The organism is Acinetobacter sp. YH16056_T, from assembly GCF_024605895.1.
Lineage (GTDB): Bacteria > Pseudomonadota > Gammaproteobacteria > Pseudomonadales > Moraxellaceae > Acinetobacter > Acinetobacter amyesii.
In genome coordinates, this window is record NZ_CP094545.1 from 641,142 (window position 1) to 664,642 (window position 23,501).

Genomic DNA, 23,501 nt, shown 5'->3' on the forward strand with positions numbered 1-23,501 from the left:
TTAAATGGAATGAAAATTGGGTTTATATACGTTTTATTATATGAAATAGGGCGTATATAGCCCAATAATAATACAAAAGAATGTTTATGTGTTTAAAAAAACGACATGCGTAAAATAAATCATAAAAAAGGTGTTGCAACGGATGTGAAATGCTGTAGAATGCACATCCATCGGCGGTGATGAAGATTAAAACTTCTGATAAAACAATGACTTGGTTGAATTGATTGAGTTGGGTTTTATTTGATAAGTTTAAAAATAATTTGAATTACTGGTTGACTCTTTAGAAATAAAGAGTAATATAGCCGACCTAGCTTGCTGGTGACGAACCAACAAGAAGATCATTAAGAGATTATGAAGAACAACTTGTGTGGATTTTTACTGATTGATCGATCGAAATTATTTTCATTGATTAATGGTAGAAATTACTCGAAGTTTATTTGAGCAAATTTTTGTCAGTAATTGATGAGCCAAGATTGGTACACTATATGTACTATTGATTTTAAACTGAAGAGTTTGATCATGGCTCAGATTGAACGCTGGCGGCAGGCTTAACACATGCAAGTCGAGCGGGAATAGGTAGCTTGCTACCGATTTCTAGCGGCGGACGGGTGAGTAATGCTTAGGAATCTGCCTATTAGTGGGGGACAACATTTCGAAAGGGATGCTAATACCGCATACGTCCTACGGGAGAAAGCAGGGGATCTTCGGACCTTGCGCTAATAGATGAGCCTAAGTCGGATTAGCTAGTTGGTGGGGTAAAGGCCTACCAAGGCGACGATCTGTAGCGGGTCTGAGAGGATGATCCGCCACACTGGGACTGAGACACGGCCCAGACTCCTACGGGAGGCAGCAGTGGGGAATATTGGACAATGGGGGGAACCCTGATCCAGCCATGCCGCGTGTGTGAAGAAGGCCTTTTGGTTGTAAAGCACTTTAAGCGAGGAGGAGGCTACCTTAGTTAATACCTAAGGATAGTGGACGTTACTCGCAGAATAAGCACCGGCTAACTCTGTGCCAGCAGCCGCGGTAATACAGAGGGTGCGAGCGTTAATCGGATTTACTGGGCGTAAAGCGTGCGTAGGCGGCTTTTTAAGTCGGATGTGAAATCCCCGAGCTTAACTTGGGAATTGCATTCGATACTGGGAAGCTAGAGTATGGGAGAGGATGGTAGAATTCCAGGTGTAGCGGTGAAATGCGTAGAGATCTGGAGGAATACCGATGGCGAAGGCAGCCATCTGGCCTAATACTGACGCTGAGGCACGAAAGCATGGGGAGCAAACAGGATTAGATACCCTGGTAGTCCATGCCGTAAACGATGTCTACTAGCCGTTGGGGCCTTTGAGGCTTTAGTGGCGCAGCTAACGCGATAAGTAGACCGCCTGGGGAGTACGGTCGCAAGACTAAAACTCAAATGAATTGACGGGGGCCCGCACAAGCGGTGGAGCATGTGGTTTAATTCGATGCAACGCGAAGAACCTTACCTGGTCTTGACATAGTAAGAACTTTCCAGAGATGGATTGGTGCCTTCGGGAACTTACATACAGGTGCTGCATGGCTGTCGTCAGCTCGTGTCGTGAGATGTTGGGTTAAGTCCCGCAACGAGCGCAACCCTTTTCCTTATTTGCCATCGGGTTAAGCCGGGAACTTTAAGGATACTGCCAGTGACAAACTGGAGGAAGGCGGGGACGACGTCAAGTCATCATGGCCCTTACGACCAGGGCTACACACGTGCTACAATGGTCGGTACAAAGGGTTGCTACTCCGCGAGGAGATGCTAATCTCAAAAAGCCGATCGTAGTCCGGATTGGAGTCTGCAACTCGACTCCATGAAGTCGGAATCGCTAGTAATCGCGGATCAGAATGCCGCGGTGAATACGTTCCCGGGCCTTGTACACACCGCCCGTCACACCATGGGAGTTTGTTGCACCAGAAGTAGGTAGTCTAACCGTAAGGAGGACGCTTACCACGGTGTGGCCGATGACTGGGGTGAAGTCGTAACAAGGTAGCCGTAGGGGAACCTGCGGCTGGATCACCTCCTTAACGAAAGATTGACGATTGGTAAGAATCCACAACAAGTTGTTCTTCATGACGATGTATCTGAGGGTCTGTAGCTCAGTTGGTTAGAGCACACGCTTGATAAGCGTGGGGTCACAAGTTCAAGTCTTGTCAGACCCACCACTACTGACGAAGTACGGAAAATCAGAGACATTGACTTATTGATAAGCTGGGGACTTAGCTTAGTTGGTAGAGCGCCTGCTTTGCACGCAGGAGGTCAGGAGTTCGACTCTCCTAGTCTCCACCAAATTTCAAGATAAGAAAAACAACGTTTTTCCTTGAAATTTAAGCAAGAAGCTACGCTTCGCGCAGGCTTTAATCAAACGAAGCTTGAGCTGAGTGTTAAACACCCAGATAAGTGTTTAGATCCTAGAGATTAACAAGTACAAGCGTTATGATACGCGGACTTGATAATCTCTGTGATTTATCACAGTTTCCTGACCTGACGAAGGCTGGAAAAATCATTAACAGAATATATTTGAGTTGAAATAATTTGTTCATACTCGTTTGATTTAACCTAACAAGCAATTGTGAAAGTTGAATGAAATGAGTTACTAGCGAAATTAACTGAATCAAGCGTTTTGGTATATGAATCTAATTGAAGCTGTACAGTGATTAAATTCACGAAGCTCTAAACTGTAATGTTGGTTGATCTACTTGTAGGATCAAACGACTGTTTGGGGTTGTATAGTCAAGTAATTAAGTGCATGTGGTGGATGCCTTGGCAGTCAGAGGCGATGAAAGACGTAATAGCCTGCGATAAGCTCCGGGGAGGCGGCAAATATCCTGTGATCCGGAGATTTCTGAATGGGGAAACCCACCCGCTATAAGGCGGGTATCATAAACTGAATACATAGGTTTATGAGGCGAACGAGGGGAAGTGAAACATCTCAGTACCCTTAGGAAAAGAAATCAATTGAGATTCCCTCAGTAGCGGCGAGCGAACGGGGAAAAGCCCATTAAGTTATCTAAGCTTTAGTGGAACGCTCTGGGAAGTGCGACCATAGTAGGTGATAGTCCTGTACGCGAAAGGGCTTAGATAATGATGTCGAGTAGGGCGAGGCACGTGAAACCTTGTCTGAATATGGGGGGACCATCCTCCAAGGCTAAATACTCCTGACTGACCGATAGTGAACCAGTACCGTGAGGGAAAGGCGAAAAGAACCCCTGTGAGGGGAGTGAAATAGATCCTGAAACCGCATGCATACAAGCAGTGGGAGCCAACTTGTTTGGTGACTGCGTACCTTTTGTATAATGGGTCAGCGACTTACATTCAGTAGCAAGGTTAACCGATTAGGGGAGCCGTAGAGAAATCGAGTCTTAATAGGGCGTTTAGTTGCTGGGTGTAGACCCGAAACCGGGTGATCTATCCATGAGCAGGTTGAAGGTTGGGTAACACTAACTGGAGGACCGAACCCACTGTCGTTGAAAAGCCAGGGGATGACTTGTGGATAGGGGTGAAAGGCTAATCAAACTCGGTGATAGCTGGTTCTCCCCGAAAGCTATTTAGGTAGCGCCTCGGACGAATACCATTGGGGGTAGAGCACTGTTTCGGCTAGGGGGTCATCCCGACTTACCAAACCGATGCAAACTCCGAATACCAATGAGTACTATCCGGGAGACAGACTGCGGGTGCTAACGTCCGTAGTCAAGAGGAAAACAATCCAGACCGCCAGCTAAGGCCCCAAAATTATAGTTAAGTGGGAAACGATGTGGGAAGGCATAGACAGCTAGGAGGTTGGCTTAGAAGCAGCCACCCTTTAAAGAAAGCGTAATAGCTCACTAGTCGAGTCGGCCTGCGCGGAAGATGTAACGGGGCTAAAACTATATGCCGAAGCTGCGGATTTACACATTAGTGTAAGTGGTAGGGGAGCGTTCTGTAAGCCGATGAAGGTGGATTGAGAAGTCTGCTGGAGGTATCAGAAGTGCGAATGCTGACGTGAGTAACGACAAAACGGGTGAAAAACCCGTTCGCTGAAAGACCAAGGGTTCCAGTCCAACGTTAATCGGGGCTGGGTGAGTCGACCCCTAAGGCGAGGCCGAGAGGCGTAGTCGATGGGAAATTGGTTAATATTCCAATACTTCAGTGTAATGCGATGAGAGGACGGAGAAGGTTAAGTCAGCCTGGCGTTGGTTGTCCAGGTGAAAGGAAGTAGGCATGTATCTTAGGCAAATCCGGGGTACTCTATGCTGAGATCTGACAGCAAGCTGTACTTGTACAGTGAAGTGGCTGATACCATACTTCCAGGAAAAGTCTCTAAGCTTCAGTTACACTGGAATCGTACCCGAAACCGACACAGGTGGTCAGGTCGAGTAGACCAAAGCGCTTGAGAGAACTCTGCTGAAGGAACTAGGCAAAATGGTACCGTAACTTCGGGAGAAGGTACGCTGCTTTTGGTGATGGAACTTGCTTCCTGAGCTGAGAGCAGCCACAGAAACCAGGCCCCTGCAACTGTTTATTAAAAACATAGCACTCTGCAAACACGAAAGTGGACGTATAGGGTGTGATGCCTGCCCGGTGCTGGAAGGTTAATTGATGGGGTTAGCGTAAGCGAAGCTCTTGATCGAAGCCCCAGTAAACGGCGGCCGTAACTATAACGGTCCTAAGGTAGCGAAATTCCTTGTCGGGTAAGTTCCGACCTGCACGAATGGCATAATGATGGGGGCGCTGTCTCCAGCAGAGGCTCAGTGAAATCGAATTCGCCGTGAAGATGCGGTGTACCCGCGGCTAGACGGAAAGACCCCGTGAACCTTTACTGCAGCTTGACATTGAACTTTGATCTTACTTGTGTAGGATAGGTGGGAGGCTTTGAAACCGAGACGCTAGTTTCGGTGGAGCCAATCTTGAAATACCACCCTGGTAATATTGAGGTTCTAACTCTGTCCCGTTATCCGGGACGAGGACCATGTCTGGTGGGTAGTTTGACTGGGGCGGTCTCCTCCTAAAGAGTAACGGAGGAGTACGAAGGTGCGCTCAGCGTGGTCGGAAATCACGCGTAGAGTATAAAGGCAAAAGCGCGCTTAACTGCGAGACCCACAAGTCGAGCAGGTACGAAAGTAGGTCTTAGTGATCCGGTGGTTCTGTATGGAAGGGCCATCGCTCAACGGATAAAAGGTACTCTGGGGATAACAGGCTGATACCGCCCAAGAGTTCATATCGACGGCGGTGTTTGGCACCTCGATGTCGGCTCATCTCATCCTGGGGCTGAAGCAGGTCCCAAGGGTATGGCTGTTCGCCATTTAAAGAGGTACGCGAGCTGGGTTTAGAACGTCGTGAGACAGTTCGGTCCCTATCTACCGTGGGCGCTGGAAATTTGAGAGGATCTGCTCCTAGTACGAGAGGACCAGAGTGGACGAACCTCTGGTGTACCGGTTGTGACGCCAGTCGCATCGCCGGGTAGCTATGTTCGGAAGGGATAACCGCTGAAAGCATCTAAGCGGGAAGCCTACCTCAAGATAAGATTTCCCTTGGACTTTATGTCCACTAAAGAGCCGTTGAAGACTACGACGTTGATAGGTTGGATGTGGAAGTGCGGTGACGCATGAAGCTGACCAATACTAATTGCTCGTGAGGCTTGACTATACAACACCCAAGCAGTTGTATATATAGCATCAATTGATTCACATATAATCAATCAAACTTGATTTAGTTAACGCTTAAGAACAAAATATGCAACTTAGATATGATCTGTTAATAACTCATTTGACCAAGCAACGGCACTGAAAAGATAAGACCAAATGCAAAGTCATAACAGTTGTGCTGGCGACAATAGCAAGAGTGAACCACCTGATCCCTTCCCGAACTCAGAAGTGAAACCTCTTAGCGCTGATGGTAGTGTGGGGTTACCCATGTGAGAGTAAGTCATCGCCAGCTCATTATTCGAAACACCCCCTGACTAGTGCAGGGGGTGTTTTTTTATGTCGGGAAAAATAACAAGAACAATGGAAAACAAAAAATACAGTGACAGCCGGAGTAAAATGAATAAGAAATCTAATTATATAGTTAATTTATAAGGCGAATTGTTCCTAATAAAAGAATAAATTAGCTGAATAATGTGTCTAAAAAAGACAAAAAATCGGGCGTTCTCTTCGAAATTATGCTATAAAAAATAAAACGGCATAAAAATTGCTTATAAAGTGCGGTTAATTATAGGGGGAGTTATTAATGAAATTAGCGATGGGGTTAAAGGTTGCCAATTCCTTATCATTAACACCTCAATTACAACAAGCCATTCGTTTATTACAGCTTTCAAGTTTGGAATTGGAACAAGAAATTCAAATCCAACTCGACAGTAATCCTCTATTAGAGAAAGTTGAAGAACAAAATACCGTTGAAAGTTTAAATAGCTTACAAGAACAAGAAAGGGAAAATAAAGACTTAACCAATGAATTAAATGCCGATCATTTGCCTGATGAGTTACCGGTAGATACGGAGTGGGATGATGTTTATACGCATCAACCTACAAGTTTAGGTGCTGCTGAATTTGAAGAGCGCGAAGATAATCGGCAGGGGCATCAAAGTTTACAAGCACATATGCTTGAGCAAGTTAATCTTTTACACTTTTCTGTGATCGATAAACTAATTGCACACTGTATTATCGATGCTTTAGATAACAAAGGTTTTTTAGATTGTGACTTAAATGAAATTACCCAATCTGTTCAGCATCTTTTAGATTCTATGGATTATGAAGAAGAAGTCGAAGATGACGAAGTTTTGGTGGTTTTAAAGCATATTCAGCGTCTAGATCCTTTAGGTGTAGGTTCACGTAATCTCGCTGAATGTTTAATGGTACAAGTTGAAAATCTTCCTGAACATGTCGAATATCGATATGAAGCTATTTTATTATTGAAAAATTATGAGTTGCTGATTACCAATGAATTACCTAAGTTAATTAAGCAAACGGGTTTAAATACGGAACAACTTAAACTAGCCATTTGTTTGTTAAAAACATTAAAAGCACATCCAGGGCAAGAGTTTGAAGATAAAGATTCAGACTATCAAATTCCAGATGTAGTGGTGCTAAAAAAGAATGAACATTGGTTGGTACAGTTAAATCCTGATGTAATGCCAAAGCTACGAGTGAATTCTTTCTATGCCAATATGATCAAGCGTGCAGATCAAAGTGACGATAATCAATATTTACGTAATCAAATGCTTGAAGCTAAGAATTTCATTAAAAGCATTGATGAACGACATAAAACTTTATTAAAAGTGGCAACCTGTATTGTGGAGCATCAACGAGCGTTCTTTGAACAAGGGCCTGAGGCAATGAAGCCTTTGGTCCTGCGAGATATTGCGGAAGAAGTTGAACTCCATGAATCCACAGTTTCCCGTGTAACCACAAATAAATATATGCTCACACCACGTGGATTATTTGAGTTGAAATATTTCTTCTCAAGTCATGTTGGAACATCGTCTGGTGGGGAAGCATCTTCGACGGCAATTCGTGCAAAAATTAAAAAGTTGATTGCAGAAGAAAATACACGTAAGCCTTTGTCTGATAATGCAATTGCAGTTTTGCTTAATGCAGAAGGTATTGATGTTGCTCGTCGTACAGTTGCGAAGTATCGTGAATCGTTACATATTCCATCATCTTCAGAGCGAAAAGTGTTGATCTAAATTTGAAAATCTGACTATTCTAGAGGTTCATTATGACGAAATAATGAATCTCTTTTTTTATAAGGAATGGCCGAAATGATCTGATTGTGTAAATGTATGCTTCGCATATTGAGTTGGATGATTCGGCTTGAACTTTTCCAGTCCTGAAAGAAGGTGAGGGATAGAATTATGCAGATTACAATTCGTGGCCATCATTTAACAATTACGCCAGCAATAGAAGAAAATATTCGTCTTAAATTTGCGGAAATGACCAAACATTTAGATCAGGTCAATAGTATGCAAGTCAAACTGACTAAAGATCATCAGGTTGATAAACGTTCAAAAAAAGGTAGTGATAATCATATTGCGGAAGCGATTATACGATTACCTGGGACAGAACTTTTTGCACAAGCGTGCGCTGATGATATGTATACCTCGATCAAAAAATTGTCTGAAAAATTAAAAAAACAATTACATAAACATCGAAAAATGCAGCTCATTTATATGCCTTTAACGGTTTAGATTGTAAATTGTACAAAAAGAGGTTTTTTATAACCTCTTTTTTTATATATATAATGTATGTGACTAATGAATTATTTTTTAGATTTATAGTAAAATGACGGGTTTTACACCGTTAGTCCTATATGGGGTCTTGTGATGAATAGTGAACAGCTCACTGAAATTTTAAAAGCTGCTTTTCCAGAAGCTGAGGTTGCAGTTAGTGGGCAAGGCGGCAAATTTGATCTACGCATTGTCGATGATCAATTTGAAGGCAAACGTCCTGTTGCTCGTCAACAATCTGTTTATGCACCTTTGAACTCCTACATTGCCAGCGGTGAAGTACATGCAGTAACAATTCGTGCAATGACCAAAGAAGAATGGCGCAAAGCAAGCTTATTCGGAGCTTAATAATTAATGGATAAATTTCTGATTCAGGGCGGTACTAAGCTCGAAGGTGAAGTTCGTATTTCTGGTGCGAAAAATGCTGCATTGCCATTACTCGCTGCAACTATCCTTGCGGATACACCTATTACATTAACTAATGTGCCAAATCTAAAAGATGTGAACACCTTAGTGAAATTGATCGCAGGTTTAGGTGTTCAAATCAGTTATGAAGGTGATACGGTTAAGGCTGATACTTCTAGCTTAGATAACCAATTTGCACCATATGAACTCGTGAAAACCATGCGTGCATCTATTTTGGTGCTTGGCCCGTTATTGGCGCGCTATGGTAGTGCAAAAGTGTCTTTGCCGGGTGGATGTGCAATTGGTTCACGCCCTGTAGATCAACATTTAAAAGCTTTAGAAGCACTTGGTGCTGAGATCGAAGTTGAAGCAGGTTATGTGCATGCCAAAGTGGATGGTCGTCTAAAAGGTGGCGAAGTTGTCTTTGATATGGTCACAGTTGGTGGTACTGAAAATATTCTAACTGCTGCGGTTCTTGCAGACGGTGTAACGACCATTCGTAACGCGGCTCGTGAACCTGAAATTACCGATCTTGCTAATATGTTGATCAAGATGGGTGCAAAAATCGAAGGTTTGGACACAGATACTTTGGTTGTTACAGGTGTTGAAAGCCTACATGGCTGTGAATATGCCGTTGTTGCTGATCGTATTGAGACAGGTTCTTATCTCGCTGCAGCAGCGATCACTGGCGGTAAAATCAAAACCACACATACTGATCCAAACTTGTTGGAGTCTGTGCTAGATAAATTTGAAGAAATGGGCGCGGAAGTTACGCGCGGTGAAGATTGGATTGAACTGGATATGATGGGTAAACGCCCGAAAGCAGTTAGTTTCCAGACTTTACCACACCCAGAATTTCCAACCGATATGCAAGCACAGCTTATGGCTGTGAATGCAATTGGTCGTGGTTTTGCCACAATTTCTGAAACGATTTTCGAAAACCGTTTCATGCATGTACCTGAATTAGCACGTATGGGTGCCAATATTCAGGTTGAAGGTAATGATGCTGTTGTTACAGGTGTAGAGAAATTATCTGCTGCACCCGTGATGGCAACTGATTTACGAGCTTCTTTCTCATTGGTTTTAGCAGCACTTGCCGCTGATGGGGAAACGTTGATTGACCGTATCTATCATATTGACCGTGGTTATGAAGATGTTGAAGCGAAGTTACAAGGTTTAGGTGCCCAAATTAAGCGAGTAAGTTAATGAGCGATATGAGAAACGATGATCCCAATTTTGACGTAATGGGCAATTTTGATCATGGTTTAACTTTAGCATTAAGTAAGGGACGTATCTTAAAAGAAACTTTGCCATTGTTGGAAACAGCTGGCATTAACTTATTGGAAGATCCGGATAAATCTCGTAAGTTAATTTTTCCAACGACCCATAAGCACGTACGTATTTTAATTTTACGTGCTTCTGATGTACCAACTTATGTTGAAAATGGTGCTGCAGATATTGGGGTGGCAGGTAAAGATGTGCTGATGGAGCATGGTGCACAAAATGTGTATGAACCATTGGACTTAAAAATTGCCAACTGTAAGTTAATGACGGCTGGTAAAGTCGGCATGGTTCGTCCGAAAGGTCGTTTAAAGATTGCAACCAAGTACGTCAATTTGACCCGTCAATATTATGCAAGCTTAGGCGAGCAAGTTGATGTGATCAAACTGTATGGTTCTATGGAACTTGCGCCATTGGTTGGTTTAGGTGATTACATCGTCGATGTTGTGGATACCGGGAATACTTTACGTGCCAATGGTTTAGAGCCTTTGGAAGAAATCTGTAAAGTGTCTTCACGTTTAATCGTGAACAAGGCAAGCTTTAAACGTAAACAAACTTTGTTGAATCCAATTCTTGCACAGCTAGAAAAAGCCGTGGAAGAACGCGAGCAAGCAAAAAAAGCATAAGTCGTTAAATTTCTAGCTATGCTGACCAAACCGCTCAAATCTGGGCGGTTTTTTTATGAAAACTAAAAAATAATGATAAAACTGTATTTTCACTAATTTTAACGAAAGTTATTTTCAATAAAACTCCACATGAACACATGCGATAGATGTCCACAAGCTGCTGTAAAACAGGTAAACTAATCTTTTCCAATAGATTACCTTGTGGGTAAATTGATGCGACGTTTATCGACTCAAGATCAAAACTTCAAGCAAGCTTTTGCTGACTTGTTGGCTTTTGAAACTGTGAATGATCCAGAACTTTTAAAAACCGTTGACCAAATCATTGCTGATGTTCGTCAGCATGGTGATGCTCATGTTCTTAAATTGACACAGCAGTTCGATCGACATCCAGCGCATCAATTCTCAGAATTAGAGCTGACACAAGAACAGCTGAAAGCAGCATTTGATGGTTTAAGTTCAGAAGTGCGTGAAGCCTTAGAACTTGCTGCGAACCGTGTTCGTGAATTTCACCAAGCACAAAAGCAAGACGGCTGGACCTATGTTGATGCTTTAGGAAATACCCTTGGTCAAAAGGTCACACCGCTGGACCGTGTAGGTATCTATGTACCAGGCGGTTTAGCTTCTTATCCGTCTTCTGTATTGATGAATGCTGTACCTGCGCATGTTGCTGGCGTGCCTGAAATTATTATGGTGGTGCCTGCGCCGAATGGTGATTTGAATCCATTGGTTTTGGCAGCAGCTTACTTAGCCGGCGTACACCGTGTATTTACCATTGGCGGCGCGCAAGCGGTTGCAGCATTGGCTTATGGTACAGAAACTATTCCATCTGTGGACAAAATTACTGGCCCGGGCAACCGTTTTGTTGCTGCAGCAAAACGTGCAGTATTTGGTCAAGTCGGTATTGATATGATTGCAGGGCCATCCGAAATTTTGGTCTATGCCGAAGGTCAAAACAATGCTGAATGGCTGGCAATGGATTTATTGTCACAAGCGGAACATGACACTGTGGCTCAAGCGGTATTTATTACGCCAGATGCAGAACTTTTAGATCAAGTTGAGCAATGGATTGAAAAGCATTTAGAAGCGTTACCAAAAGCGGATATTGCGCGCACTTCAATTGAAAACCGTGGTGCATTAGTTTTAGTCAAAGACCGTGCTGAAGGCGCTGAATTGATTAACCAGGTTGCGCCTGAACATTTGATGCTGTGCTTAGATCAAGCGCAGGAAATGGCTGAAGATATCCGCCATGCCGGTGCAATTTTTATGGGTCGATATACGCCTGAAGCGATTGGTGATTACTGTGCAGGTCCAAACCACGTGTTGCCTACTTCGGGCACAGCGCGTTTCTCATCACCGCTCGGTGTTTATGATTTCCAAAAGCGCTCAAGTTTAATTATGTGCTCTGAAGATGGTGTGAAAAGTTTAGCGAAAACGGCTGATACATTAGCGGAGCAGGAAAACTTAGATGCGCATGCGCGTTCAGCACGCTATCGTTATCAGTAAGAAAATATAGACTAGGTGAAAAACTTAGTTTTCCAAAAATATAAACCTTTCCCTAACCCTCTCCTTTCAGGAGAGGGGAAATCTCATAAAATGAATATTCCTCTCCCTGAACGAGCTTTAAGGATTCCTTTAAAGCGAAGTGCAAGAGAGGTTAGGAGAGGGTGAGAAAGAGCAAAATAAAATGCCAAATATTACCGCTGAACAAATGCGTTTTTGGAGTCCTGATGTACGTGAATTAGAGCCGTACACACCGGGTGAACAGCCTAAAATCCAAAATATTTTAAAACTCAATACCAATGAAAACCCGTATCCGCCATCGCCAAAAGTGGTGGAAGCAGTTCAAAAAGTGTTGGCAAATTCTGCTGACGTTTTACGTTTATATCCAGATCCAGATGCGTCTGAGTTAAAGCAAGCGATTGCAAAACAGCAGCATGTACCTGTTGAGCAGGTCTTTGTCGGCAATGGCTCGGACGAAGTGCTTGCACACATTTTTAAAGCTTTCTTTGTGCAAGAACTACCAATTTTATATCCAGATATTACTTATAGTTTTTATCCAGTTTATAGCCAATTTTTTGGTATTGTCGCCAATACTAAAATTTTACCACTCAATGATGACTTTGAAATTGTTGTTGATGACTATAAACAGCCGAATGGCGGCATCATCATTACCAATCCGAATGCACCAACCAGTATTGCTTTAGGCCTTTCGGCCATAGAAGAGGTGCTGCAAGCCAACCCGAATTCAGTGGTTGTGATTGATGAAGCATATGTCGATTTCGGTGCGCAATCTGCTGTGGCTTTGGTTGCAAAATATGAAAACCTTGTGGTTTGTCAAACCATGTCTAAGTCGCGTTCACTTGCCGGTTTGCGTGTCGGTTTCGCGATTGCACAGCCCCATTTAATCGCAGCACTTGAGGCGGTAAAAAATAGCTTTAACTCCTATCCGATGGACCGTTTTGCGATTGCAGCAGCCGTGGCGTCATTTGAGGATCAAGCGTATTTTGAAGCGCAAAATGCCAAGGTGATTGTGAGCCGTGAAAAACTTGTAGAGCAGCTTTCTGAGCTGGGCTTTAAAGTATTACCCTCTGCGGCAAACTTTATTTTTGCATCATTGCCAACGAAAGACGCGGGTGAATTAGCTGCTGAATTGCGCGAACGCGGAATTATTGTGCGTTACTTCAATAAGCCGCGGATTAATCAGTTCCTGCGGATCACCATTGGTACAGATGAACAAAATCAGCGCCTTGTGGATACTTTGAAAAACGATATTTTGGCTTAATCTTTGCAAGCTCCGCGAAATGTAAATCTAGCCGAACCCTCCTTTTGAAAAGGTGAGAAGCACTGCTTCGCAAGGGGAGGGTTATAAAAAAGCGATTCAATTGAATCGCTTTTTTGTTATTCAGGTTTATGCCAGGTATTTAACAAATTCAGCATCGCTTCAACTTTATCAAAACATTCTTGATATTCAGCATCGCAATCTGATGCGATGGTGATTCCGCCGCCTGCCCACAGCGAAACCTGATCTTGGTATTTTTGAATAGAGCGGATCAAAATATTCCAAGAGCCCGTGCCATCGTGATTAAAATAACCCATCGAGCCGCAATAGGCACCGCGCGGGGCGCCTTCAAGTTCATCAATGATTTGCATCGCGCGAATTTTAGGCGCGCCGGTAATCGAACCGCCTGGCAGGGCAGACATCAGAACCTCAAAAGGGTGTACATCGGTTTTCAGCACGGCCTCAACTTCACTGACCATGTGATGTACCTGATTAAAACTTTCAATATCAAAAAGTTTAGGTGTTTTTACAGAACCTGTTTCTGCATAAACACTCAAATCATTACGCAGTAAGTCGACAATCATGACATTTTCAGCCATGTCTTTTTCAGATGATTTTAACCGTTGTTTTGACTGCGCATCTAACACTGGATCTTCATAGCGAGGCATCGTGCCCTTGATTGGCTTAGTAATAATCTTGCGTTTAGGCTTAAAATCTATAAAAAGTTCAGGCGAACAACTTAAAATTTCAAAATCATTAATACGTAAGTAGCCTGAATATGGTGCATCAGTCAGTGACCAAAATTCTTGAGCGGTATCTAAGAGTGAACCGTTTGCTTGAGCTGTGAATTCTTGTGTTAAATTAATTTGATAGCAATCACCCGCTTTAATATATTCCTGCACTTGATCAAAGGCTTTCGTGTAGTCTGACTTAGACCATCTTGCAGTACATTTTTGTCTTAATTTAAATTGATTCTGAGTGATCTCGGTTTGAATTATGTGATCAATGTAGTCGTAAATCTTAGCTGCAGAATGATCTGAACTATAAAAATACCAACCATCATTCTCTAATTTTAAAAAACTGGAAAATTGTCCTAAAAACAAGCGAGGTTGCGCTTTGGCGTGCAAGGAAATCTGTTGCTGCGCTGCATAATCATAGCTAATAAAGCCAGCCCAGCCCCCAGAAAACCCACTGCCTAAGTTTGAACATAAATCTTGGAAGGCAATATTTTGCAAGGGCTGAGTATCAGATTCCTCATATTGATCTAAATTGGTACGGACATAAGCTTTAAGTTCATCATTCTTCAATTGTTGATATTGATTTGCCAAAAAGCAAATAACAGGTTGGTTTTGATCTTCTAAAAAAATCACATGTGACAAGGGTGCAAGCGCTTGCAAAATTTTTTGAGCACTAACAGTTTGTTTGAGAATAAATTTTTTAAAAGAAATTGGCTTTTGCATCAACAGAAAAATTAACTTTAAAGAATAAAATGGATTTTATACCATTCCTAATTCATTTGGTTTGCAAATACCGTTTATCGGTAAGAATTAGATTGCGACCAACGACAGTTGAACAAATTTCAGCTTGGATATAATTTAATCGAGCGAGCAAACAACTCAAGGAAAGATTTAACAGTTGTCACAAAATAATATTACAGCTGAATAAATCGAGTGGTTGAAAATCAAAAAAAAATAAATACTCTTGGGAGAGTACCGTATGAAAAATTTCACTAAATTAGCTCTAGTTTCTTCAATCGCATTTAGTGCGAATGCTATGGCTATGCAAGCAATGGACGATGCTGCACTTAGTTCAACCACTGGTCAAGATGGTATTAACATCGGGATTGGTATTTCAAAAGTTGCAATTGAGAAACTTTACATTCACGATAATGACGGTTTAGCAACTGATGCAAAAAACGTTGTGACAGGTACAAAAGTTACTTTTGATACAACTACAACTCCTCCTAAGCCAACAGGTTTTGCTGCAAATGCAGAAGTTTCTTCAACAAATATTGTTGGTGGTACAGGTGTAGCAGGTGCTCTTTTAATTAAGGGGAACGGGATAACCGGTGATGCTAATGAAAAGCATGGTCTTGTAATTACTGCGAATTCACAAGCTTTGTTAGCAAGTCATAATTTGGCTGATTTACGTATTGACTCAGATGCTGGTAATTCTGCAAAAGGTGGAGCATTTGTTAATATTGCAGCACAAGTTTCAGGCTTAGATATTAAAATTGGTGAAATTGGTGTAACTGCATCAGGTACGGCTGGTACAACAGGTATTCGCCGTGGTGGTGATGACAGCAACTACAATGCAATTCTTTCTGGCTTAACTTTGAAAACAGGTCAGATGGCTGCAAATATTCAACTTGGTGCAGCTCCACAGGGTGCAATGATCAAATTGAATACAACTATGATTGGTGGTTTAGAGATTCAAAATCTAGGTATTCTGGATGCATCAACTAAAACTACTGCACGTGCTGCTGGTGAAATCTTTATTGAAAGCATAAAAGTTGCTGATGCGGGTAAAACAGACTTAACCATTAACCAAGATATTAGTGTTTATGGTGCAGAAGGAACATCAAAAGGATATATTCAAATGGTGAGCAACTCTGGTCCAATTGATAACTATGTGAAAGGTGTTCATTTAGGTAGTCGTACTGCTGGTTCAATTGGTGATATCGAAGTTCAAGGCTTGCAAACATATTATAGCCCTAGTTTAGGTGTTTATAATCCAGGTTCTGTGATTACGATTTCTAGTAACTAATCTAGAGCAAAAATAAGGCGCGTGTTGATCACGCGCTTTTTTTTACAAAAAAGTGCAGAATGACCCAACAAAGCATAAAAAAATGCTGTTTTTTTATAAAAAAAAAGGTATCTTGCATAATACATGGATGTAGAGCATTAGCTCTAAAAAATAATGAAAAAAGGCACATCATTGCCGATAACTAAAAGTTAGAAGATATGTTAGAGATAGCTGTAGGCTCGGCATTGATGTATTACTTTGCCAAAGAGTCCTTCGATTTAAAAGAAAAGCCAGTCGGAACAGTTCACTATACCGAAACATTGGATTCACGAAATGATTCCTTTACTCGGATGCACCGTGAATCTGTAAAAATTAAACCTGCCATAGAAGATCAATTTCGAGGCATCGTTCGGCAAGCCTACGACTACAGTTGTGGTTCGGCGGCCTTAACTACTTTATTAAATGGTTATGTAGGTACACAGCTGACTGAGCAACAGACCATGAATGGTTTGCTGAAATTTGGTGAAACTGAAAAAATTATCGAACGTCGAAGTTTCTCCTTATTAGACATGAAACGTTTTGTCGCTGCTGTCGGGCTAGACAGTGGGGGCTACAAAGGTGAGTTTTCAGATTTAGTTAAACAAGGTCAACCTGCGATTGTTCCAATTTCATATGCTGGCTTTAAACATTTTGTGGTTTTTAAAGCCTATAAGGATGGGCGTGTTTATGTCGCAGATCCAGCACTTGGGAATATTAGTTTCGATGAAGTTCGTTTTCAAGAAATATGGGAAAACAATACTTTATTCTTAATCAATGTTGCACCTGAGCAACGTAAAAATTTATTGGCTTTGCAAGATACAGACTTGCGACATGTTGAAGATGCAACCGTGAACCGTTATGCATTGGTTGATATTCAATATCCGCAGTTTTATATGGAAAAAATTGCGGACAAAGCATCTACGATACGACTTGATAAAAATATGAATGAAGAGTCGGAGTCTTATGGTAAATCGAATTACAACTTTCTAAGGCTTTACTATAAGAGTAAATAATTAGATGAATGCGTATAACAAAGCGTCAAGATTAAAAAAATAAAAACGGTGGGAAGGAACATGAATCGTAAATGGATGAACAAAACACTACTAGCCATGAGTATTCAAGTGGTGATGGGGGTTGCATATGCAGCTGAAGAGCCAAGTCTAGGAGAGTATGATCCGGTTGAGCAAGAGACAGTTGTTGAAGAGTCGGCATCTCCTGTTACGGCAACCCAAGCTGATACTACACATGAAGCTACTGCCGAGCCAGAAATTGGACAGTATGAATCTGTAGAAGAGCCCGTACAAGCTGAAATGCCACAATCCGAAGTCGCTACTGCCAATGAAAAAGCATCGACAGCACTTCAGCAACAAGAAGGTGATGCGAGCCAAGAAGCGAATTTACAGGAAGTATTTAGCTCGAATGAACGTCAGTATTCATTGATTAAAAAAGGTGAAATATCATCTTTTTACGATATAGATTACACCTATTACCGTGATACACAGCTTGATATGGAAATGGCACAAGGCCAGCTTTATCAACTACGTGTACAAGAAAATGCAACACATTCGATGACCAATACATTTACCGTGCAATACGGTGTAATGGATAATTTGACATTCTCTGCATCTTTGCCTTTAGTGGCGAAAACTGATTTATTAAAAGATACTTCAACTGCAGGTTTAGGGGATATTTCTTTAGGCGCACGCTGGGAACCATTCCCACTGAAGCAAGGTCGTTTGCCTCTTATTTTATTTGGTAATTTGTCCACGAAAACTGGTGATAGTCCATACGAAATTAATGCTGTAAATGATCTAGCAACAGGTAAAGGTTACTATTCTGCAGGTATCGGTGCCAGCACACGTAAATATATTGATCCCGTTGTGTTGTTTGCATCCGTCTCGGCAAACTATGGTTTCAAAGAAACTGACTTAAACCAACGTCGTGGTTCGCGAGTCATTGAAGAGTTTGAACCGGGGATTAGTGGCGGTTTTGCATTCGGTTTTGCATACTCGTTTAACTACGATGTTTCCCTTACCATGTCATATCAACAAAGTTTCAATACCGGCGCAGAATTTACGTATAGCAGTGGCGAATCCTATTCACCTGCAGACCAAACCAGTTCAACTCTAGCGATTTCTTTAGGTGTACGTGTATCTCCAGAGACCATTGTGAATGGTACGGTGGGGTTAGGTTTAACTGAAGATGCACCAGATGTGTCATTAGGGTTGTCTTTCCCGTTGGATATTCTAGGTTTTGGAAAAAAACTTCGTTAAGAGGGCTGTCGTATGCGTAAAATTCGACTCAGCCCACTTGTTAGTGCGATCGTTTTAACGGGCTGTTCTAGTGCTGCTTTTGCACAATTGGGTACCAACCTTTCAGTTGATGTACGGTCACTTGCATTAGGTAATGCAGTAACTGCGGATCCTCCAGGAATTAGTGCAGTACATTTTAACCCTGCAGCATTAACTAAGATTGAAGGTTTGCAAACAGATATGCAGGGCATCATTGCAAACTTTGATATTCAACGTGAATTTACCGTTCCTGCGGGTTATAACGTTTTTGGTTATTCAGATGATCCATTAGTCTGTAATGATGGTCCTGAAGTGACGGCTGATATTTGTACGGACTTTAAAGATAAGGTTTCTGGTGATGTTGAATATGCATCCTTATATGTACCTGTCTTAAAAAAGATGGTGGATTTTGGTGCTGGACAACCCATTGCCGCGCCAACGATGGGGATTGCCTACAATCCACCGGGTTCTAAAGCAACATTCGCATCAGCTGTTTATGCACCTTTGATTGCGGGTTTTGGTGCTGAAAATGGTAACCCAGGTAATTTCATGGGGCAACAAGTTGCTCTAGAGCGTATTACTTATCTATCGCCAACAGTAGGCTATCAAGTCAGTGATGAGCTATCGATTGGTGGTGGTGTGGGGATGTCCTATCAAGCCATTGGATTGAAATCTGACCTGCGATTTCCCAATGAATTGATCGGCATGTTAAGGATGATTGATGAAGTCGTCTGTACACCATTTAAGGAAAATTCGGACATTATTACCGACATCTTGCTATTGGGGATGTGTAATACCGAAGAAGGGATGAATCCATTTGGCAAATTTGGTCAGATGGAATTGGCTTTAGAGCAGTCACTGAGCCCAAGTTACAACTTAGGGGTTTTGTGGGAGCCACGCGAAGATTTTAGTTTTGGTATGGTGTACCAAAGTGCAGCGAAAATGCGCATGAAAGGTCGTTATCGCATACAAAATGCGAAAGCACCTCAGGAGATGATTAAGGGATTAATGTCATCACCAACAGGTCAAATTTTAGCTGCAATTTTAGGTTTCCCAAATGCTGTGCCAAACTCGGAGTCGGGTTTGGTTTCGATGGATTTTGAATATCCACAGCACGTACAGGCCGGGATCAAATATAAGGTTATGCCTGATTTACAAATCAATTTTGATGTGGGCTGGACCGATTATCGTGCTTGGGACAAATTCCGTTTTGAATTCGACCGTCAAATTTCAGCGCTGAAAATTGCAAAATTATTATCTGAAAATGTGACCGATAATTCTTTGGCCTTACCTTTGAAATTTACGTCGCCTTGGAACTGGGGCATCGGTATTGAATATTCAGCAACAGATCGTTTGAAATTGCGTGCAGGCTATGAACCACGGAGTACCTCTATTCCTGACGGTAAGCGAAATACCATGGTACCAATTAATGGTGCGCAGCTCTTTGGTATGGGGATTGGATATCGTTTTGATGCAGATACGGATCTAGATTTATCAATCGGCTTTTTACGCAGTAAAGATAATATTCCAGCGAATGGTAGTAGTCTGGCAAACTTAACCGGTGTGAATAACATACTTTTAAACCCATATGCTGGAATGAATGTAAAAACCGATACGAAAATCACCATCCTAGGATTAAATTACAGAACTCGTTGGTAGGATAAGCAGACAGAATGAAAAGGATTTTATTCATAAAAACGTTACTTGCACTGTCTGTGGTGCAAGTGTCGTATGCCTATGCCGGGGCGTTTCATACCATTATTGGGCCGGATGGGCGCCCAATGGTGGTACAAATACAAGAAAAAGCTGTAAAGAAACTCAAAGAAAGTTCTATAGCTAAAATGATTGATTCACCATCTGTACAGCAACACGTTACTCAACCATCTGTAAGCATTAGTCCGTCTCAAACCAAGACACCGATGACGCGTCAAACGAGTCCAACAGCACAGGCTGCTGAACCGGTGAAGTTTCAGAGTTTAAGTACACGTGAGCCGGAAAAACGGGATGATAATAAAGCTGTCGCAGTCGATAAAATTAAAGAGGTCTCAGGTGATAACGTTCCCAAATCTGAAAAATCAGTACAAGAGTCAGGTACTTCAACAAAAGTTGTACCTTCAACCATATGGACCGAAAAGTTACAGCAATCAGAGCTAACCCAACCTAGTGCTCCGTATCAGGCCAAAGTTCAGGCTGAAAAAGATAAACCTATCGTCGAAAAAAAGATCCTTGCTGAGAAAGTTGTTAGCACTGATAAAGCCGTACAATCTTCAGGTGAAAACTTAGAAAATCATCCTTCAAAACAATCGGCTAAGGCAAAACAAGAGCAAGGCTTTTCGACGATGGCTGGTGAAAAGTATGTCAATAATGAATATCTTGAAGATAAAGAGTTTAACTTAGAAGGCAAAAAGCGCTTTTACACCATGCCCGAAGGCGTTATTGATAGCAAGATGGGGCAAACGCGGATGCAAACCATTGAACGTGAAAAAGGTGTCAGTCGCTCCGTCATTGATAATTTATTTAAACGTAATCAACCCGAAGATACAGGCCCAATCACTTTAGCCACATCATATTATCGGGTGTCACAAGCTGATACCATTCAAGGTTTAGGTCAGCAATGTTTTTCAAATAAAAAAATGAAGAAAGCCAAAGAGCTTGACTTGGCACAAGATATTAATTTATGGCCTCGAGCGCCTTTATCAGACGAATTTGACTATGAAGTCGTAAAACTAAAATCACCATTACAAAATATTCGTATACATTCATTTGCATCCAAAGTACAAAATCCTACATTTTATTGGCCATTTGCGGTATTTTTAGACAAAAATGGATGTGTCATGGAAGGCGCAGGTGGATTCAAAAATAACCAAGGTGAAGCGGATCATCTTTACCATGAAAAAATTGAAGGCGTGATTCAAGTGCCTAAAGGTAGCCAGTATTTATTTTTAACGCCTTTAGCAACAGCAATTGACGTCGATGGTCGCGTATTAACCAATCAAGGCCAACTTAAATTAACAGCAATCCGTTAAGGACATAAAAAAGAGAATTAGGATGAAAAATAAAATTTTATTACCGTTTGCTTTAACGGCATTGGTTGCAGCGCTCAGTGGCTGTGGCGGTGAAAGTGCAAATGTGAATCCTGAAATTTATGATACCAGTACGACCAATGGTACTTGTAAAAGTAATACCGAAGGCTGTGTTGAGTTCGTTTTAGATTATCCAATTGAAGGTCTGAATTTTAATTGTTCGAGCGACGTTAAAAATACCTACATTACTTTATTTGATCTAAAAGAAGGTGTTTCGACAGGTGCTTGTAAGATTGGCGATACGGTAACTTTCTTTGTCCAAGGTGAAAAATCACGTCGAATTGATTTGGGTAAAGTAGATTTGAAGCAAATTTCCAATGTAGCCAGTGGTACGACACCTCCACGCTTGACCTTATTGGATTTGGCAGCTGGCATCGCGGGTAAACCTGCTGCAACGATTGCAAATACCGACGCAACGGTTAAAGTGGCCATGCGTTTGGCTAAAATTATTCAAGCCTTGGCTTTGAAAAATAACAGCGCAGTTACAGCTACAGATATCCAAGCGGTTTATATCAACAATGCAGATAAAGTATTGATTGATCAAATCACTCGAAATGTCGCGACAGCAGATTTCAGTATCAGTTCAGATACGGAATTTAATGACTTGTTTACACCTTGGCTAGACCTGTCCGAAGTCAGCAATGAAAATGCATTTACCTTAGTTTCAAAACTCATGAATATCTCAACGGCTGCGGTATATCAGCCTGAGTTTGCGTTATTTTCAACTGATGGCGTAATTACCAATGCCAGTGGTTCAAATGGACTGGTCGGCTGTGACAAAAATGAATGTTTGCCGACCGATAGTTCAAAAGTCAATTTATTTGGTCATTTCATGTTAATGACGGACCGCCAAGGTATGACTTTTGGTAGTGGTTTACAGTGGAAGGGCAAAGTTGATCAACAGTTGAGTACCATTGGTGGTGTGAATGTCTTGCTCTTGACACAGGTACGACCAACACGTTTAACAGCAACGCCACAGGACAATTGGATTGATCCGCTTACCAAGCAAATTGATAGACCTGGCATTCTGGGTTTCCGTTTTGATGCAGAAGAAGCCAACTCTGGCCCTTTGATTATTAAACAAGGGACGCTACTTGCCGACAAAATGGTGGTCGGTACAGGTGGAAGTTTATATAAAACGTTAATGGCTAAAAAAGATGATTATGTTCTGACGGCCGATGATAAGAAAAAATTAGGTCTTTGGGAGCAAAACATTAACCAAGTGCAATTTAAAGGCACGATGGATTTATACAAGCTTTATCCGCTGTCGTATTTAGACAAAAAAGTCTTTAAGTCTGTTGAAAATGTTGCTGCTGGACAAAATTATATCTTCCCCTTGTATGCAGATTTAACCTTTAAATTTACCGATACTTCGATTAAAACAGTGAAATTGGGTGTGGTGATTGACCGTAATGGTGATATTCGCACAAATATAAAATCTGGCGTGCCAGACGATGTATTTACTCGTCAAGATAGCCAAATTGTCGACTTGTCTACACACGCGACGGAAGGCTGTAGCGGAAAAGATGTGCTTGACCCACTGTTAATGAAAGATGACAAAGGTGTACAGCAATATCGTATCGGAACGACAACCCGTACCTTTACGCCTGAAGGAAATATCAATCCAAATACCATTTCGATTCGTATGATTTTAGCTGACCCATATTTCCATACGCTTGATGGCGCGCTGATTGGAATGAACTCAAGTGTGAAAACTTCAGCGGATACATCAATGGTTGTAGGCGGTGCTTTAGTGCAGTTACACAATATGATCAATGCCAATGCAGGCACACGTCCCTCTGGCGTTGCGTTGACGGATTCGGATAATAAAGTGGTGAAGTGGGGGAATAGTTTGGCCAGCTTTAGTTATATTTATAGCTTAAAAAATCCAAATGATACAGCTGCGGCTCAAACGGCGAAGTTAAGCGGTGGTGATATTTCTTTAGAATTGGCTCCTTGTTACACCATCAAGGCAAAATAATCATCAAATATGAGTAAAATAAAAAAGCCCATCTTATGATGGGCTTTTTTAATTAA

General features: G+C 41.8%; 14 protein-coding genes, 2 tRNA genes and 3 rRNA genes. 18 read left to right on the top strand and 1 reads right to left on the bottom strand.

What is annotated here, in order from left to right; genetic code table 11:
- Positions 1 to 501: 501 nt before the first annotated feature.
- The 12 genes from MST17_RS03145 (at position 502) to hisC (ending at position 13,309) form a co-directional block, all read left to right on the top strand.
- Positions 502 to 2,040 (top strand): 16S ribosomal RNA (locus MST17_RS03145).
- A gap of 61 nt (positions 2,041 to 2,101) precedes the next feature.
- Positions 2,102 to 2,178 (top strand) — tRNA-Ile (locus MST17_RS03150).
- A gap of 48 nt (positions 2,179 to 2,226) precedes the next feature.
- A tRNA-Ala gene (locus tag MST17_RS03155) sits at positions 2,227 to 2,302 on the top strand.
- Between the two features lie 442 nt (positions 2,303 to 2,744).
- Positions 2,745 to 5,638 (top strand): 23S ribosomal RNA (locus tag MST17_RS03160).
- 176 nt (positions 5,639 to 5,814) lie between these two features.
- A 5S ribosomal RNA gene (gene rrf, locus MST17_RS03165) occupies positions 5,815 to 5,929 on the top strand.
- The 16S, 23S and 5S rRNA genes sit together here with 2 tRNA genes alongside, the layout of an rRNA operon.
- Before the next feature lie 291 nt (positions 5,930 to 6,220).
- The gene (locus MST17_RS03170; protein WP_180005468.1) at positions 6,221 to 7,675 is read left to right on the top strand and encodes an RNA polymerase factor sigma-54; all 1,455 of its coding nucleotides are present in this window, start codon (positions 6,221 to 6,223) and stop codon (positions 7,673 to 7,675) included.
- A gap of 168 nt (positions 7,676 to 7,843) precedes the next feature.
- On the top strand, positions 7,844 to 8,176 hold the full coding sequence (gene hpf / locus MST17_RS03175; protein WP_078191195.1) for a ribosome hibernation-promoting factor, HPF/YfiA family: 333 nt from the start codon (positions 7,844 to 7,846) through the stop codon (positions 8,174 to 8,176).
- A 135-nt stretch (positions 8,177 to 8,311) separates the two neighbouring features.
- Positions 8,312 to 8,563 (top strand): BolA family iron metabolism protein IbaG, encoded by a 252-nt coding sequence (gene ibaG / locus MST17_RS03180; protein WP_078191194.1) that lies wholly within the window; start codon positions 8,312 to 8,314, stop codon positions 8,561 to 8,563.
- Between the two features lie 6 nt (positions 8,564 to 8,569).
- Positions 8,570 to 9,826 (top strand): UDP-N-acetylglucosamine 1-carboxyvinyltransferase, encoded by a 1,257-nt coding sequence (gene murA / locus MST17_RS03185; protein ID WP_078191193.1) that lies wholly within the window; start codon positions 8,570 to 8,572, stop codon positions 9,824 to 9,826.
- Complete coding sequence (gene hisG / locus MST17_RS03190) at positions 9,826 to 10,527, top strand: ATP phosphoribosyltransferase (RefSeq protein WP_180021457.1); 702 nt, start codon at positions 9,826 to 9,828, stop codon at positions 10,525 to 10,527. Before murA ends, hisG begins: the two co-directional genes overlap by 1 nt.
- Before the next feature lie 201 nt (positions 10,528 to 10,728).
- Positions 10,729 to 12,030, top strand: a complete 1,302-nt coding sequence (gene hisD, locus MST17_RS03195) for a histidinol dehydrogenase (RefSeq protein ID WP_180026924.1) — start codon at positions 10,729 to 10,731, stop codon at positions 12,028 to 12,030.
- Positions 12,031 to 12,211: 181 nt separating this feature from the next.
- Positions 12,212 to 13,309 carry a histidinol-phosphate transaminase gene (gene hisC / locus MST17_RS03200; RefSeq protein ID WP_180026923.1) on the top strand — a complete coding sequence of 366 codons (1,098 nt, stop codon included), beginning with the start codon at positions 12,212 to 12,214 and terminating at the stop codon, positions 13,307 to 13,309.
- A 116-nt stretch (positions 13,310 to 13,425) separates the two neighbouring features.
- Here the strand turns inward: hisC and pabB are convergent, their stop codons facing one another.
- Positions 13,426 to 14,766 carry an aminodeoxychorismate synthase component I gene (gene pabB, locus MST17_RS03205; RefSeq protein WP_180026922.1) on the bottom strand — a complete coding sequence of 447 codons (1,341 nt, stop codon included), beginning with the start codon at positions 14,764 to 14,766 and terminating at the stop codon, positions 13,426 to 13,428.
- 256 nt (positions 14,767 to 15,022) lie between these two features.
- Between pabB and MST17_RS03210 the strand changes: the two genes are divergently transcribed.
- The 6 genes from MST17_RS03210 to MST17_RS03235 all read left to right on the top strand — a co-directional run bounded on the left by MST17_RS03210 (position 15,023) and on the right by MST17_RS03235 (position 23,445).
- Positions 15,023 to 16,072, top strand: a complete 1,050-nt coding sequence (locus MST17_RS03210; RefSeq protein ID WP_180026921.1) for a DUF6160 family protein — start codon at positions 15,023 to 15,025, stop codon at positions 16,070 to 16,072.
- Between the two features lie 197 nt (positions 16,073 to 16,269).
- Positions 16,270 to 17,103 carry a C39 family peptidase gene (locus MST17_RS03215; RefSeq protein ID WP_180026920.1) on the top strand — a complete coding sequence of 278 codons (834 nt, stop codon included), beginning with the start codon at positions 16,270 to 16,272 and terminating at the stop codon, positions 17,101 to 17,103.
- A 60-nt stretch (positions 17,104 to 17,163) separates the two neighbouring features.
- Positions 17,164 to 18,363 carry a hypothetical protein gene (locus MST17_RS03220; RefSeq protein WP_180009927.1) on the top strand — a complete coding sequence of 400 codons (1,200 nt, stop codon included), beginning with the start codon at positions 17,164 to 17,166 and terminating at the stop codon, positions 18,361 to 18,363.
- Between the two features lie 12 nt (positions 18,364 to 18,375).
- Positions 18,376 to 20,040, top strand: coding sequence for an OmpP1/FadL family transporter (locus tag MST17_RS03225; protein ID WP_168378502.1), 1,665 nt, complete (start codon positions 18,376 to 18,378; stop codon positions 20,038 to 20,040).
- Positions 20,041 to 20,054: 14 nt separating this feature from the next.
- Positions 20,055 to 21,407, top strand: a complete 1,353-nt coding sequence (filE, locus tag MST17_RS03230; protein WP_180026919.1) for a putative pilus assembly protein FilE — start codon at positions 20,055 to 20,057, stop codon at positions 21,405 to 21,407.
- 22 nt (positions 21,408 to 21,429) lie between these two features.
- A complete protein-coding gene (locus tag MST17_RS03235) occupies positions 21,430 to 23,445 on the top strand; it encodes a hypothetical protein (RefSeq protein ID WP_180026918.1) in 2,016 nt (671 codons plus the stop codon).
- The last annotated feature ends 56 nt before the right edge of the window (positions 23,446 to 23,501 follow it).

Coding starts and splice junctions, on each gene's coding strand:
- MST17_RS03170 (WP_180005468.1), top strand. CDS start 6,221: ATGAAATTAGCGATGGGGTTAAAGGTTGCCAATTCCTTATCATTAACA.
- hpf (WP_078191195.1), top strand. CDS start 7,844: ATGCAGATTACAATTCGTGGCCATCATTTAACAATTACGCCAGCAATA.
- ibaG (WP_078191194.1), top strand. CDS start 8,312: ATGAATAGTGAACAGCTCACTGAAATTTTAAAAGCTGCTTTTCCAGAA.
- murA (WP_078191193.1), top strand. CDS start 8,570: ATGGATAAATTTCTGATTCAGGGCGGTACTAAGCTCGAAGGTGAAGTT.
- hisG (WP_180021457.1), top strand. CDS start 9,826: ATGAGCGATATGAGAAACGATGATCCCAATTTTGACGTAATGGGCAAT.
- hisC (WP_180026923.1), top strand. CDS start 12,212: ATGCCAAATATTACCGCTGAACAAATGCGTTTTTGGAGTCCTGATGTA.
- pabB (WP_180026922.1), bottom strand. CDS start 14,766: ATGCAAAAGCCAATTTCTTTTAAAAAATTTATTCTCAAACAAACTGTT.
- MST17_RS03210 (WP_180026921.1), top strand. CDS start 15,023: ATGAAAAATTTCACTAAATTAGCTCTAGTTTCTTCAATCGCATTTAGT.
- MST17_RS03215 (WP_180026920.1), top strand. CDS start 16,270: ATGTTAGAGATAGCTGTAGGCTCGGCATTGATGTATTACTTTGCCAAA.
- MST17_RS03220 (WP_180009927.1), top strand. CDS start 17,164: ATGAATCGTAAATGGATGAACAAAACACTACTAGCCATGAGTATTCAA.
- MST17_RS03225 (WP_168378502.1), top strand. CDS start 18,376: ATGCGTAAAATTCGACTCAGCCCACTTGTTAGTGCGATCGTTTTAACG.
- filE (WP_180026919.1), top strand. CDS start 20,055: ATGAAAAGGATTTTATTCATAAAAACGTTACTTGCACTGTCTGTGGTG.
- MST17_RS03235 (WP_180026918.1), top strand. CDS start 21,430: ATGAAAAATAAAATTTTATTACCGTTTGCTTTAACGGCATTGGTTGCA.